12 protein-coding genes and 1 rRNA gene are annotated in these 14,217 nt (G+C 72.4%); 10 read left to right on the plus strand and 3 right to left on the minus strand.

Translation table 11 applies throughout. The features are described 5' to 3' along the window. The 10 genes from rrf to AB0F91_RS16245 form a co-directional block, all read left to right on the plus strand. Positions 1-92, plus strand: a 5S ribosomal RNA gene (rrf, locus tag AB0F91_RS16200); the annotation flags it as partial. 199 nt (positions 93-291) lie between these two features. Next, on the plus strand, positions 292-3,183 hold the full coding sequence (locus AB0F91_RS16205; RefSeq protein WP_360598307.1) for a hypothetical protein: 2,892 nt from the start codon (positions 292-294) through the stop codon (positions 3,181-3,183). Continuing rightward, complete coding sequence (locus AB0F91_RS16210; RefSeq protein WP_360598309.1) at positions 3,176-4,162, plus strand: HAD-IIA family hydrolase; 987 nt, start codon at positions 3,176-3,178, stop codon at positions 4,160-4,162. The genes AB0F91_RS16205 and AB0F91_RS16210 overlap by 8 nt, the downstream gene beginning before the upstream one ends. A gap of 16 nt (positions 4,163-4,178) precedes the next feature. Beyond that, positions 4,179-4,385, plus strand: coding sequence for a hypothetical protein (locus tag AB0F91_RS16215; RefSeq protein ID WP_360598311.1), 207 nt, complete (start codon positions 4,179-4,181; stop codon positions 4,383-4,385). Between the two features lie 5 nt (positions 4,386-4,390). Beyond that, positions 4,391-5,239 (plus strand): TlyA family RNA methyltransferase, encoded by an 849-nt coding sequence (locus tag AB0F91_RS16220; protein WP_360598313.1) that lies wholly within the window; start codon positions 4,391-4,393, stop codon positions 5,237-5,239. Beyond that, complete coding sequence (locus tag AB0F91_RS16225) at positions 5,236-6,162, plus strand: NAD kinase (protein WP_360598315.1); 927 nt, start codon at positions 5,236-5,238, stop codon at positions 6,160-6,162. Before AB0F91_RS16220 ends, AB0F91_RS16225 begins: the two co-directional genes overlap by 4 nt. A gap of 134 nt (positions 6,163-6,296) precedes the next feature. Continuing rightward, on the plus strand, positions 6,297-8,078 hold the full coding sequence (gene recN, locus AB0F91_RS16230; protein ID WP_360598317.1) for a DNA repair protein RecN: 1,782 nt from the start codon (positions 6,297-6,299) through the stop codon (positions 8,076-8,078). 9 nt (positions 8,079-8,087) lie between these two features. Next, complete coding sequence (locus tag AB0F91_RS16235; RefSeq protein WP_360598319.1) at positions 8,088-9,233, plus strand: DUF1266 domain-containing protein; 1,146 nt, start codon at positions 8,088-8,090, stop codon at positions 9,231-9,233. Between the two features lie 96 nt (positions 9,234-9,329). Next, entirely contained in the window at positions 9,330-10,514 is a 1,185-nt protein-coding gene (steA, locus tag AB0F91_RS16240) for a putative cytokinetic ring protein SteA (protein ID WP_360598320.1), read from the plus strand. Further along, on the plus strand, positions 10,511-11,461 hold the full coding sequence (locus AB0F91_RS16245; RefSeq protein WP_360598322.1) for a copper transporter: 951 nt from the start codon (positions 10,511-10,513) through the stop codon (positions 11,459-11,461). The genes steA and AB0F91_RS16245 overlap by 4 nt, the downstream gene beginning before the upstream one ends. A gap of 269 nt (positions 11,462-11,730) precedes the next feature. Here AB0F91_RS16245 and AB0F91_RS16250 read toward each other — a convergent pair whose 3' ends face one another. The 3 genes from AB0F91_RS16250 to AB0F91_RS16260 all read right to left on the minus strand — a co-directional run bounded on the left by AB0F91_RS16250 (position 11,731) and on the right by AB0F91_RS16260 (position 14,154). Further along, positions 11,731-11,919 carry a hypothetical protein gene (locus AB0F91_RS16250; protein WP_360598324.1) on the minus strand — a complete coding sequence of 63 codons (189 nt, stop codon included), beginning with the start codon at positions 11,917-11,919 and terminating at the stop codon, positions 11,731-11,733. A gap of 211 nt (positions 11,920-12,130) precedes the next feature. Next, positions 12,131-13,408 carry an alginate lyase family protein gene (locus tag AB0F91_RS16255; RefSeq protein WP_360598326.1) on the minus strand — a complete coding sequence of 426 codons (1,278 nt, stop codon included), beginning with the start codon at positions 13,406-13,408 and terminating at the stop codon, positions 12,131-12,133. 122 nt (positions 13,409-13,530) lie between these two features. Continuing rightward, entirely contained in the window at positions 13,531-14,154 is a 624-nt protein-coding gene (locus AB0F91_RS16260) for an LUD domain-containing protein (RefSeq protein WP_360598328.1), read from the minus strand. Positions 14,155-14,217 lie beyond the last annotated feature (63 nt).

The following is a 14,217-nucleotide window of genomic DNA, read 5'->3' on the forward strand; positions in this document are numbered from 1 at the left end:
CGCCCGGTCCCATTCCGAACCCGGAAGCTAAGCCTGGTAGCGCCGATGGTACTGCAACCGAAGGGTTGTGGGAGAGTAGGACGCCGCCGAACTAAATGTCAGGGTTAGGCCCCGGTTGAGAACGCGAAAGCGGTTCTCCCGGGGCCTATCTCTATGTGGCGTGCTGTGCGGTGCCCGTGACGGAGCGCCATGCGCGCGCGGGGTGCTCCGAACGGCCCCGTAGGATGGTCAGTCGGCCCCCGTAGCGGGTGGCTTGTGAGAACACAAGATTTTTCGATGGCAGGAGGCCAGGTGTCCGAGTTCGGTCGACGTGACTCAGAGGATGATGGGTCCGGCCGGTCGGCTCGCCGCGACCAGGGCTCCCGCGGCAACCGGTCGGACGCGCCCCGGGCAGACCGGCGTGGCGCGCGGCAGGATCGCGGCGGGCGTGACGGCGGCTACCAGGGACGCCCCCGGCGGGACGACCGCGGCGCACGCGGCGGCGGGTACCAGGGCCGGCCCTCTGGTGGCGACAACCCCCGTGACCAGCGCAGCGGCGGGTACGCCGGGAACCGCGACGGCGGACCTCGCACGGGTTCCGACGACCGCGGCTCTCGCGGCGGCTACGACAACCGCGCCGGCCGGCCACAAGGCAAGTCGGCGTCCGGGCGTCGCTGGGACGACCGCGGTTCGAGCGGCTCGCCCGGCGGCTTGCGCAACGACAACCGCTCCGGCGGCGGTTTCCGCGATTCCCGTGGCTCCGGCGGTCCCCGCGACGACCGCGGCGGCTTCCGTGACGACCGTGGCTCCGGCGGTTTCCGCCCTCGCCGCGATTCAGGCGACGACCGCGGCTTCCGCGGCGACCGCGACAATCGCGGCGGCGGTTTCCGCAATGACCGCGACGACCGCAATTCCGGTGGTTTCCGGAACGACCGTGGTGCTTCCGGCTACCGGGGCGGCAGTTCGGGTGGGTCGCGTGACGACCGCGGTGGCTATCGCGGCGGCAGCGGATCGGGCTCGCGTGACGACCGTGGTGGCTCGGGCTACCGGGGCGGCAGTTCGGGTGGGTACCGAAACGACCGCGGTAGCGCTGGATCCGGCTTCCGCAACGACCGCGGCGGCAGCACTTCCGGCGGCTACCGCGGCGACCGCGATGACCGCGGCGGCTCGGGCGGTTATCGAGGCGACCGTGACAACCGGGGCACCTCGGGTGGTTACCGGGGAGACCGCGACGACCGTGGTCCGCGCACCGGTGGGTCGCGTGACGACCGCCGGCCGGGTGGGTTCCAGAAGGATCGTGACGACCGCGGCTTCCGCAGCGGCGGCTCGCGTGACGACCGTGGCGGCTCCGGCTTCCGCAAGGACCGCGACGACCGCAGCTCGGGCAGCGGCTTCCGCAAGGACGACCGCGGCGGCTACCGGGGCGGTGCCGACCGCCGTGACGACCGCGGCGGCTACCGGGGCGGTGCCGACCGCCGTGACGACCGCGGCGGCTACCGGGGCGGCGCCGACCGCCGTGACGATCGGGGCGGCTACCGGGGCGGCGCCGACCGCCGTGACGATCGGGGTGGCCCGCGCGGTTCCGACCGCCGCGACAACGGCCCGCGCGACACCCGCGGCTCCTTCAACCGCGAGGACCGCGGCGGCTTCCGCGACCGCCGCGACTCGGGCGACTCCCGCGGCTTCGAACGCGCCGACACCCGGGGCGCCGCCTCGGACGACGACTTCGACATCACCGACGACGGCTTCGTCGCCGATGACACGGCCGGCCGCGAGGACTTCTCGAAGCCCCGCGACAACGGCCGCGGCGAGCACTCTGCCGTGACCGCCGACGGCGACCTCACACGCGCCCACGCGGATGCCGACGACGCCGCACTGCCCGCCGAGCGTTCGGCCGACGGCGACTCCGATCGCGCGGAGCCGGCTTCGCGCGACGCCGCGCGGTCGCAGGCCGGCGACTCGGCCGATCGCGACGGCGAACGGTCCGCTCAGGACAACCGAGACGACGCCACGCTCCGGGGCGAAGACGACGGCGACCGCAGCAGCCGCGACGACGCTTCGCGGGAGGACCGCGGCCAGGGCAGCAACGGCGGCGCGCAGTCCGGTCGCGACGACCGCGGCAGTGACCGCTCGGGCGACAACCGCTCGGGCGACAACCGAGACAGTCGCGACGGCACGGCGATCTCGACGCGCGACGAGCGGTCTTCTCGTGACAACGCCTCAGGCGACAGCCGGACCGGTGGCAACGGCGGCGAGCGCTCCTCTCGTGACGACCGTGGTGACCGTGGCAGCGACGAGCGGCCCCAGCGTGACCGTGACGACCGCGGAAGCGGTAGCGACCGTCCCCGGCGTGACTTCCGCGAGGGCCGGGACAGCAGGGACAGCCGGGACAGCCGTCGCGACGACCGCCCTCGCCGGGACGACCGCGACGCTCGCGGAGGCCGCGACCCGCAGCGACGGCGGGACGAGCGGCCGATGCGCGGCACGCGTGCCGGCGCGGAGGCGCTGGACGACGCGGCGCTGGCGAGGGAGCTGCTCGAAGCGCCGGAGCTGCCGGAGGGCATCGAGTACTCCGATCTGGACGAAGAGGTGCGGCGTGAGCTGCGGACGTTGCCGAAGGGGCTGGCCGAGACCGTCGGCAAGCACCTGGTCGCGGCGGGCGGGCTGATCGACGTCGACCCGGAGGCGGCGCTGGAGCACGCGAAGTACGCGAAGCTGAAGGCGTCGCGCGTGCCGATCGTGCGGGAGGCGCTGGGGCTGGCGGCCTACCACGCGGGCAACTGGCAGGAGGCGCTGTCGGAGCTGCGGGCCGTGCGGCGCATGACGCGCAGCGACGAGCACATCGCCATCATCGCCGACTCCGAGCGGGCACTGGGCCGGCCGGAGCGGGCGCTGGACTTGGCGAAGGAGACCGACACGGCGAAGCTGTCGAAGGCGACGCAGGTCGAGCTCGCGATCGTCGCGGCCGGGGCGCGGCGGGACCTCGGGCAGGTGGACGCTTCCGTCGTCTCGCTGCAGGGGCCGGACCTGGTGCCCAGCAAGCGGGACCCGTGGAGCGCGCGCCTGTTCTACGCGTACGCCGACAACCTCGTGGCCGCCGGGCGCAAGGACGAGGCCGTGCGCTGGTTCCTCAACGCGGCGGAAGCCGACAACGAAGACGAGACCGACGCCGCCGAGCGGGCCGCGGAGCTCTCGAATGAGTGACGCGCTCCTCGCGGGTTACGACGCGGTGCTGTTCGACTTGGACGGCACCGTGTACCACGGCACGCAGGTGATCGAGGGCGCACCGGAGGCGGTCGGGGCCGTGCGGGAGCACGGCGCGGCCGTCCGGTACGTCACGAACAACGCGTCGAAAGCGCCCGTCGACGTCGTGGCGCATCTCCGAGCGCTGGGCCTCGATGCCGTGGTCGACGAAGTGCACACGAGCGCCCAGGCCGCCGCCGCGGTGCTCGGGGAGCGCCTGCCCGCGGGCGCGCGCGTGCTGGTCGTGGGCACCGACTCGCTGGCTGCCGAAGTGGCAGCGGCCGGTCTCGGCACCGTGCGGAAGGTCGACGACGACGTCGCGGCCGTCGTGCAGGGGCACTCGCCGGAGACCGCGTGGGCCGACCTCGCCGAGGCGGCGCTGGCGATCCGCGCGGGCGCGCTGTGGGTTGCGTGCAACGTGGACGCGACCCTGCCCACCGAGCGAGGCCTGTTGCCGGGCAACGGTTCCATGGTCGCCGCGCTGCGCACGGCCACCGACACCGAACCGGTCGTCGCGGGCAAACCGCAGCCGCTGCTGTTCGAGACGGCCGCGCGCTCGGCCGGCTCGAGCCGGCCGCTGGTCGTGGGCGACCGGCTCGACACCGACATCGCCGGCGCGGTCGCCGCGGGCATGGACGTGCTCGCGGTGCTCTCCGGTGTCGCGACGCCCGCCGGTCTCCTGACCGCGATCCCCGCCGAACGGCCAACGCACCTGGCGGCCGACCTGACCGCGCTCACGCAGCGCGCCGAGGACCTGAAGATCGGCCCCCGGCCGGGCTGGGAGATCGTGAAGGGCGACGTACTGACCGTCCGCGGCGGCGGCGAAGCCCTGGACCTGCTGCGCGCGCTGTGCCACGCGGCATGGGCGAGTGGCGTGACCGAGGTCCGCGCCGAAGGCGACGCGGCCGAGGCGGCGCTGACCGGGCTGCGGCTGGCCTGACTGGTAGTTTGAGCTCGTGCACCCGAACGTCCCGCGGCCCGTCCCGGGCCCTCCGCCGGTACCCGGACCCGGCCCGCAGCAGATCGATCCCCGGGCGGGGATCGAGGAAGCCGTGGCGGGCCTCGACGACCTGAACTCGGTGCCGCTCGCCGAGCACGTCGACCGGTTCGAAGCCGTGCACACCGAGCTCACCGTGGCCCTGTCCAGCATCGACAGGGTCTGACCGGCGTGCCCAAACGGGCCCGCCTCGACGCGGAGCTGGTTCGCCGCGGCCTGGCCCGCTCGCGGGAACAGGCGTCGGCCCTGATCACCGGCGGCAAGGTCTCCGTGCGGGGCATGGTCGCGACCAAACCCGCCACCGGCGTCGAGTCCGACGCGCCCATCGTGGTGAAGGACGAGGACGACCCCGGCTGGGCCTCGCGCGGCGCGCACAAGCTCCTGGGTGCGCTGGACAAGTTCGGTCCCGAAGGCCTCACGGTCGAGGGCCGCCGCTGCCTCGACGCCGGCGCGTCCACCGGCGGGTTCACCGACGTGCTGCTGCGCAACGGCGCCGCGACCGTGATCGCCGCCGACGTGGGCCGCGGCCTGCTCGACTGGCGGCTGCGGACCGACGAGCGCGTGGTCGTGCTCGACCGCACGAACGTGCGCAACCTGACGCCGGAGACGCTCGGCGGCCAGGTCGACCTCGTAGTCGGCGACCTGTCCTTCATCTCGCTCAAGCTCGTGCTGCCCGCGCTCGCCGACTGCGCGCGCGAAGGCGCCGACCTCGTGCCCATGGTCAAGCCGCAGTTCGAGGTCGGCAAGGACCGTCTCGGCAGCGGCGGCGTGGTCCGCGATCCCGAGCTGCGGGTGCGGTCCGTGGTCGACGTCATCGCCGAAGCCGCGAAGCTCGGGCTCGCGCTGCGCGGGGTCGTCGCGAGCCCGCTGCCCGGCCCCTCCGGCAACGTCGAGTACTTCGTGTGGCTGCGGCGACAGGATCTTCGGCGTCAAGATCCCGGCGAACCCGCGGCCGCCGATGGCACTGTGGACGATGTCGAGCGGCTCGTGCGGGCCGCCGTCCAGGAAGGACCCCAGTGACCAGCGAACGTGAAGTGCTTCTCGTGGCGCACCCGGACCGGGACCACACGCGGGAGGCCGCACGCGAGGTGTCCGCGCGGTTCACCAAGGCCGGGATCCGGCTGCGCGTGACCGATGAAGACGTGCGTCAGCTCATCGACCCCGACGGCTGCATGGACATGCCGTGCACCGTCGTGGCGCCGCAGGACGACCCCGCGCGCGGAGCGGAGCTCGTGTTCGTGCTCGGCGGTGACGGCACGCTGCTGCGCGCGGCCGAGCTCGCGCGGCCCGCGGGCGTGCCGGTGCTCGGGGTGAACCTGGGCCGCGTCGGCTTCCTGGCCGAGGCCGACTCCGACGCGCTCGCCGACGCCGTGCAGCGCGTGGTCGACCGCGAGTACCAGGTCGAGGACCGGATGACGATCGACGTCACCGTGACCCACGGCGGCGTCGAGCTCTACCGCACGTGGGCTCTCAACGAGGCCAGCGTGGAGAAGTTCTCGCGCGAACGCGTGCTCGACGCGCTGATCGAGGTCGACGGCCGTCCGGTCTCGTCCTTCGGCTGCGACGGCGTGCTGTGCGCGACGCCGACGGGCTCCACCGCGTACGCCTTCTCCGCCGGCGGCCCGATCATGTGGCCCGACGTCGGGGCGCTGCTCGTGGTGCCCAGCAACGCTCACGCCCTGTTCTCGCGTCCGCTCGTGGTCTCGCCCGACTCCGTGATCACCGTCGGGATCGACCCGTCAGGCCCGAGTGCCGTCCTGACCTGCGACGGGCTGCGCAGCTTCGACATGCCGCCGGGCTCGCTCGTGCGCGTCGTCTGCGGCCGCCGGCCGGTGCGGCTCGTGCGGCTGTGGGAAGGCGTGTTCACCGACCGGCTGGTGTACAAGTTCGGTCTCCCGGTGCGCAGCTGGCGCGAACGGCGCACCGGCGGCCGCACGGTCTGACCGGGTGCGGGCGTGCGAGGTGACCCGTGACACGCCCGGCCCGAATCGTCCGCACAGGTGTTCGACCAGGGAAAAGAACGTTTAGCACCGGTCGAGCGCACGGAAGGTCGGTGGGGGCGGCTACCGTAGGTGTCGTGCTGGCCGAGATGCGCATCCAGGGCCTCGGAGTCATCGAGGACGCCCTGCTGGAACTGCACCCGGGTTTCACCGTCGTCACCGGTGAGACGGGCGCCGGGAAGACCATGGTCGTGACCGGGCTGCACCTGCTCTCCGGAGGGCGGGCCGAAGCGTCCAAGGTCCGGAACGGAATGCTCAAGGCCTTCGTCGAGGGTCGCTTCACCCTCGACAAGGCCGACACCGCGAGCCGCATCGTCACCGACGCGGGCGCGGACATCGACGAGGACGGCAGCGTGATCGCGCTGCGCACGGTGGCCGTCGACGGGCGGTCGAGAGCCCACCTCGGCGGTCGATCGGTGCCGGTCGGCGTGCTGGCGGATCTGTCCGAGCAGGTGATCGCCGTGCACGGGCAGAACGACCAGCTGCGGCTGCTGCGCCCCAGCGAGCAGCGCGCGGTGATCGACCGGTTCGCCGGCTCCGAGGTCGGCGAACCGCTCGCGGCCTACCGCGAGGTGCGCGAGGAGTGGCTGGCCGTGATCGGCGAGCTCACCGAGCGCTCCACCCGTTCGCGGGAGATGGCGCAACAGGCGGACCTGCTCAAGCACGGTCTCACCGAGATCGACGCCGTCGCGCCCGAACCGGGCGAGGACGTGGAGCTCACCGAGCAGATCAAGCGGCTGATGGCCGTGGACGAGCTGCGGGCTTCGGCGACCGAGGCGCACGTCGCGGTCTCGGGTTCGCAGGACGGCGATCCCGACGCACCCGGCGCGCTCGGCCTCGTCGGCGAAGCCTTGCGACGCTTGGCCTCGGCCGAGGACGCGGCGCTGCGGGAGCTCGTGCCGCGGCTGGAGGAAGCGTCGATGCTGCTCACCGACGTCGGCGCGGAGCTGGGCGGGTACATCGAGAGCCTCGACGCCGATCCGGCGCTGCTGGAGAAGGTGCTGGCGCGCCAGGCCGACCTCAAGCGGCTGACGCGCAAGTACGCGGCCGACGTCGACGGTGTGCTGGCCTGGGCCGACGACGCCCGCCGTCGGCTCGAGTCGATGGACACCTCCGAGGAGGCCCTGGCAGAGCTGGCCCGCCGCCGCGACGAGCTCGCAGTGAAGCTGGGCGACCACGCCACCGCGGTGTCGGCGGCGCGAGGCAAGGCCGCGGCCGAGCTGGCGTCGGCGATCACCAAGGAGCTCTCCGGTCTCGCGATGGGGCAGGCGGAGCTGGAGATCACCGTCGAGCAGAAGCCCGCCGAGCACGGCGACCGCCAGGCGCTCGCGATCGACGGCCACGCGGTCCACGCCGGCCCGGACGGCATCGACGAGGTCGAGCTGCTCCTGCGCGCCCACAACGGCGCGCCGCCGCTGCCGGTGCACAAGGCCGCCTCCGGCGGTGAGCTCTCCCGCGTGATGCTGGCCATCGAGGTGGTCCTCGCCCACGCCGACACGGTGCAGACGCTGGTGTTCGACGAGGTCGACGCCGGCGTCGGCGGGCGCGCGGCGGTCGAGATCGGCCGCCGGCTCTCCCGGCTCGCGCGCACGCACCAGGTCCTCGTGGTGACGCACCTGCCGCAGGTCGCGGCCTTCGCCGACCAGCACCTGGTGGTGGACAAGGGCACCAGCGGCGGCGTCACGCGAAGCGGTGTGAAGACGCTGAAGCAGCCCGACCGCGTAAAGGAGCTGGCCCGCATGCTCGCCGGCATGGACGGCACGGAGACCGGCCGCGCCCACGCCGAGGAGTTGCTCGCCGTGGCGGAGAAGGACAAGGCCGCCGCCGAGCCGAAACGCAAGCGCGCCAAGAAGGGCTGACCACACTTCATGATCTGGGCCGCGGTGGCCGACGTCGAGGCGGAGCTCGCCCGGGCTCGGCGCGACGGCGATCTCGACCGGTTCCTCGGGCTGCTCGGCGACGAAGAGCTGTTCGTGCCGATGCTCCGGGAAGACGCGAAGAAGCTCGCGGGCGAGCAAGGCTGGTCGTCGGCCAAAGCGTGCTGCCGCGAGCGTTCACTGCGGTTGTTCACGCGCGGCGCCCTGCCCGATCTCGGCGCCGACGTCGTGTTCCTCAGCGGCGACCTCGACTGGGCGCTGCACGGGGTCGACGCCGACGAGCAGGTGGTGTTCAACCCCGGCACACTCGGCGAGTGGCGCGTGCCCGGTTCGGCCGTGCTGCCGTGGCTCGACGCGAACCCGCACCGCGTCACGGCGGTCGAGCAGCAGGTCGAGCGGCTCAACACCGCGCGCTACGGGCACTTCGACGGCCCGTTGGCCCACGCGCTCGCCTGCGGCGCGCACCAGGCCGTGCTCACCGCCGAGCCCTGGAACGTGCTCGACGCGCGCTACCACGACTACGTCGCCGAGGTCCGCGGTCTGCGCGACTGGTGGGGCGTGTCCGACGCGGCCGGTTGGCGCGCCGCGATGACCGACCTCGTCGGCCCCGACTACACGCTCACGCCCGGCAACCTCGTCCTCGTGCTGCGCGACCGCTACGGCGCGGGGCTCGATCCGTGGTCCTGGGCCGAGCTCGTGGTGCGATGGTGCGCGGACAACGGCGCGCAGGACCAGGCGCCCGTGCTCACCGATGTCCTGCGCCGCGTCGTGCGGTACGAACAGCGTTTCCGGGCCGACGGCCTGCTGTCACCCTCCGGCGTCGTCGGCACCACGATCGGGTGGGATATCGCCCGTGCGGTCGCGATGGCGCGCTGGGGTCTGGCGGTGGGTCACTGCGATCCGCTCACGGCCGAGCTGATGGTGCTCGAGGCCGGCGCGGTGGCGCGTCGCTACCACCAGTCATGGGCCGACCTGTCCGCGAGCTACGTCATGGGCCGGGCCCTCGCGCTGGACGAGGAGGAGTTCGGCGAGGAGTACACCTCGGCCGTGCGGGTCCATCACCTGCTGCTTCAAGATCCCGCCAGTCCTTGGCTGAACCTGTCGTTCGCCGCCGCGGAACCCACCATCCAACCCTGAACCGACGCTCACGGCGACACGGCTCACCACAATGAGTCACGTCGCCTTCGGCGCGTCGGCGCTCGTCCCACCCACAAATTTGTCACCATCAGCCACATGAAGCTCACCGGTCTGCTCGCGCGAAACCACGAAGCCCTCCCCGGCATCACCGGCGTCGCGCGGGTCGACCGCCGCACCCGGGAGCTGCTGCGCCGCGTCAGCGCCGGCGACGTGGCGGTGCTCGACCAGCTCGACCTCGACCGCGCGACGGCCGACGCGCTGGTCGAGGCCGAGGTCGCCGCCGTGGTGAACGCGTCACCGTCGATCTCCGGCCGGTTCCCGAACCTGGGTCCGGAAATCCTCCTGGCCGCAGGTATCCCACTGGTCGACTCGGTCGGCGGCGAGCTGCTGCGGACCGTGAAGGACGGCACGAAGCTGCGCGTGCACGAGGGCGGCGTCTACATCGGGGAGCGCCAGATCGCCTCCGGCGACGAGCAGACGCCCGAGAGCGTCGCCGACCAGATGATCGAGGCCAAGGCCGGGATGTCGACGCAGCTGGAGGCGTTCTCGGCCAACACCATCGAGTTCCTCCGCCGCGAGCGCACGCTGATCCTCGACGGGGTCGGGGTGCCCGAGCTGCGGCTGCCGATGCGCGACCGGCACGTGCTGGTGGTCGCCGGCGGCAACGGCCACGCCGAAGACCTCAAGAAGCTCAAGAAGTACATCGGGGAGCACCGGCCGGTACTCGTCGGCGTCGACGCGGGGGCCGACACGCTGCGCGCGCTGGGCCACACACCCGACGTGATCGTGGGTGACCCGACCGGCATCGGCACCGCGACCCTGCGCAGCGGCGCCGAGGTCGTGGTGCCCGCGCAGCCCGACGGCCACGCGCCCGGTGTCGAGCGCATCCAGGACCTGGGCATCGGCGCGGTCACGTTCCCCGCGTCGGGCAACTCCGAGGACCTCGCGCTGCTGCTGGCCGACGCCCACGGCGCGAGCCTCGTGGTCACCGTCGGGTTCCAGGCCACACTGCGGGAATTCCTCGACCACGGCCGGTCGGGCTCGAACCCGTCGACGTTCCTCACCCGGCTCAAGCTGGGCACGAAGCTGGTCGACGGCAAGGCCGTCGCGACGCTGCACCGCAGCCGGGTGTCCCTGGGCGCCGTCGCGCTGCTCGTCCTCGCCGCCGTCGTCGTGGTGGTCGCCGCACTGCTGGTCTCCGACGTCGGCTCCGTCTACCTGGACTGGATCCAGCACACCTGGACCACGTTCACCACCTGGGTGAAGGGGCTCTTCACGTGATTTCCCTGCGGTACCACATCGTTTCCATCACCGCGTGCTTCCTCGCGCTGGCCGTCGGCGTGGTCCTGGGTTCCACCGCGCTCAACGGCTCGCTGCTCTCGGGCCTGTCGGACCAGAAGAAGGACCTCGGCACGCAGGTCTCCGACCTCGAGGCGCAGCGCAACGCGCTCAACGCGCGCCTGGCCGATTCCGACGCGTTCGCCGGGTCGATGGGCCCGAAGGTCGTGGCCGGCACGCTCGACAAGCGCACGGTGGTGCTCGTGACCACCGAGGACGCGCGCCCGGCCGACCGCGACGCGATCAAGCAGCTCGTGCAGCAGTCCGGCGCCTCGGTCACGGGGGAGCTGCAGCTCACGGATTCCTTCACCGACCCGGAGAAGGCCGACCAGCTCCGCGACGTCGTCACGCGCCTGCAGCCGGCCGGTTCGCAGTTCCCGACCGCGGGTGATTCCGGCACGCTCGCCGGCGCGCTGCTCGGTTCGGTGCTGCTGCTGGACAAGTCCACGGCGAAGCCGCAGTCCACGAGCGACGAACTGGCCGCCGCGCTCGGCGGCCTCACCGACGGCGGCTTTGTGAAGCCCAGCCAGGGTGTGCAGCCGGCGCAGCTGGCGATCGTGCTCACCGGCGCGCAGCAGACGGGCGAGGGCGCGGGCGACCGCGCGGCCACGATCGCGCGGTTCGCGACGCAGCTCGACCGTTCCGGCGCGGGCACCGTGCTCGCCGGTGACCCGGGTTCGGCCGACGGCTCCGGCCCCATCGGCGTGGTACGCGCCGACACCTCCGCGACGTCCATCCTGTCCACTGTGGACAACGTCGACTCCGCCGCCGGCCGCGTCGCGACGCTGCTGGCCCTGCGCGAGCAGCTCGACGGCGGCGCCGGCCGCTACGGCACCGGCGGCAACGCCCAGGCCCCCGCGCCGGGCGTCGGGTCTTCGGCCGGGAACTAGCACCACGCACGTCGGCGGCGGGCCGGGATCTCTTGGAGGGTGAGAGATTCGGACCCGCCGCCGATTTGCGCTCAGCAACTTCTGGTAATCGGCGAAGGCGTCACCCGCTCCGTCGCCCGCGTTCGGATCGTTCTCGCCCGCGGGGTCGGGGTCGCTGGCCTTCGTGGCTTCGAAGCAGGTGAGGTTCGCCGGGTCGATGTTCTCGAAGTCGTAGACCAGGTAGTCGAGGTTGCCGGCGAGCGCGTCGACGTTCTTGGGTAGTAGGCGTTCTAGTAGATGCTCCACTGGTCGTAGTAGGCGACGCGCAGCCCGCCGGAGGCCGCGGCCTGCCGGCTCGCCACGGGAGCGACGGCCGCGCCTTCGGCGGCCGGGCCGGCCAGTGTCGTGAGCCCGCCGACGACCACGGCCGCGGCAGCAGCCCAGAGCCACGCGGCTCTTCTGGATACCTTGTGCTGCATGGGTTCTCCCTCGCGCAGGCGAACGGTCCTCCGCGCCCGGGGAGTGCGCGGAGGACCGACGCGACGTGTGGATCACTGCGTGAGCGGTACCGGCCCGTTTGAAGAATGTGAACCAGTGCACAGGGAGAGTCAAGGACTTTGGACTAGACCAATTGCGACGCACGGGCGCTATCGGGTGTTTCGTCCGGTAAAGCCCGCCGAAGGTCGGCCGTCACTTGAGCGGCGGGTCGAGCGGGAAGCACGTCACGCGTACCGGCCACGTGTCGCCGCCCGCCGGCAGCGGCATCTGTTCGAGCGCCTTCGCCGCGTCGGTGTCGTGGGCCTCCTCGGCGGCCGCGTGGAAGATGTCCGCGGCGATCGACTGGTCCAGCGGGGCGATCTGGGGGTACGGCCACGACGGCACGCCGTGCAGCGCCGCTGGGATGAGCTGGTCGACGACTTTGCGCAGCGTCACGCCGTTGTCCGCGCGATAGCCCCACACGTCGACGCCGAGGGTGTGCCCGACCTCCGCCATCCGGCCCCACGCGGTGAGGTTGAAGTTGACGTAGTGCCACGAGATCGTGCGGGTGAGTTCGAGCGGCTGGGTGCCGTCGGCGTCGAACTGCACCGGGAACCGCTTGTGCAGCGCGTCGGTCACGATCTTGCGCGCCTGGGCGGTCTTGCCGAGGTAGGCGGCGATGGCGGCGTTCTGCATGTCGAGGAACGTGCCGTGGTTGTTGGTCGCGGCCAGCTCCAGCTTCGCCTGCGGGCTGGTCTGCATCCAGGTGAGGTACTGGCCGAGCCACGCGCGGATCGCCGAGCGGTCGTGTCCGGTCCAGCCGGGCGCGCCGGAATCGAGCAACGCGAACGCGTCGAGCAGCTGGCTGAACGACTGCGTGGAGTCGATGATCCCCGTGCCGCTGATCGTGTTCTTGCACGGCACGATCTGCGAGTAGGTCATGTTCGGGTTCATCCGCGTCGCCGGGTCTAGGAACCACGTGCGGATGTCGAGCGCGGCGCGCTGGGCGTACTTCGCGTCGCCGGTGTAGTACCAGGCCGTGCTGAGGAAGTAGATCGCGTCCCACGCCACCATGCGGTAGGTGTGGTCGGTGATCGCGTCTGCTTCCGGGTTGCGCTCGCCGTCGCGGTTCACGTACGGGCAGCCCTGCGGGTTGTCCGGCGTTTTCGGCTGGCTCGCCCACTGGTACGGCGCCTGGCTCTGGTAATCGTGCCTGTCGCCGCTCGGCGGGGTCGTGGGCTTGTCCATCACCGACCACGGCCCGGCGGTCAGCGCCTCGTCGGCCTTGTCCAGCAAGGTCTCGAGCGCCGACCGCTGCGCCGCCGTGGCGTGCCCGCTGCGCAGCTCGGCGCGGATCTGCGCAAGCTTCTTGCCGTCCGTCACGATCGTGTGCGGCACCGGCTGCGCCGCCGCCGTCGTGCCGCTCAGCGGGATCACCGCGAGGACCGTGGTGAGCACGGTCGCGCCGAGAACGCGTAACTGCCTTCGCACTGTTTCGCCCTTCGAACTCCCGGGGACGCCAGGGATCCCCACGGCAACCGGGCGGCGGTGCGGCTGTGGCGAGCGAATTCTGCTGGGCGCGCGGTGGCGGTGTCAATCGCGGACCCGGCGCCTCAGAACCCGATGGCCGTCCGGAGCAACAAGACGGTGCCGTGGCCCGGGAAGGGTTCCGCGTTGAGGACGAGCAGCCGGTTTACGGCGCTGGGCCAGCCGTAGGCCGCGAGGGCGCGTTCGCTTTCCAGCGGGAGGCAGTGGTCTTCGACTCGGCGCAGGGCGGCGTCCAGGTCGGGTACGACCTTCTGCGCCCCGACGATCCAGATCGCGCGGGCGCCGCCGCCGGACGACGCGGGCAGCTGACTGCCGCTGCCGGAGGCGATCACGAGCGAGCCGGTTTCGGTGACCGCGGCGGCGCTGCTCACGAGGAAGTCGGGGCCGGCGCGCAGCCGGCGGATGTCGTCGGCTTCGGTGGCGCGGTCCATGGCCAGGGTTCGGGGCTTGATCGCCTCGTACCGCCCGCTGGAGTTGAGGTCGTCGTCGATGCCGGACAAGCGCAGCGTTTCGCTGGCCGCGGTGAGTACGCTGGCGCCCTCGGGGATCAGCTCGGTGACACGGGTGCGGGCCGCGGCGACGTCGTCGAGCACTTCGACGGTGAAGCCGTGCGCGGTCAGCGCGGTGGCCGTGCGCTGCAGGCGCTGCGCGGAAGCCGGGTCGGTGAACGACGGAGCCGAGGTGGGCATGGGGTCTCCTGGTGGTGGTCGAAAGTCTCACCAGCTCGACAACACACGCCCCCGAAGTGTGAG

It is taken from the genome of Amycolatopsis sp. NPDC023774 (assembly GCF_040639695.1).
Taxonomy (GTDB): Bacteria; Actinomycetota; Actinomycetes; order Mycobacteriales; family Pseudonocardiaceae; genus Amycolatopsis.

Coding starts and splice junctions, on each gene's coding strand:
- AB0F91_RS16250 (WP_360598324.1), bottom strand. CDS start 11,919: ATGCAGCACAAGGTATCCAGAAGAGCCGCGTGGCTCTGGGCTGCTGCC.
- AB0F91_RS16260 (WP_360598328.1), bottom strand. CDS start 14,154: ATGCCCACCTCGGCTCCGTCGTTCACCGACCCGGCTTCCGCGCAGCGC.
- AB0F91_RS16210 (WP_360598309.1), top strand. CDS start 3,176: ATGAGTGACGCGCTCCTCGCGGGTTACGACGCGGTGCTGTTCGACTTG.
- AB0F91_RS16235 (WP_360598319.1), top strand. CDS start 8,088: ATGATCTGGGCCGCGGTGGCCGACGTCGAGGCGGAGCTCGCCCGGGCT.
- steA (WP_360598320.1), top strand. CDS start 9,330: ATGAAGCTCACCGGTCTGCTCGCGCGAAACCACGAAGCCCTCCCCGGC.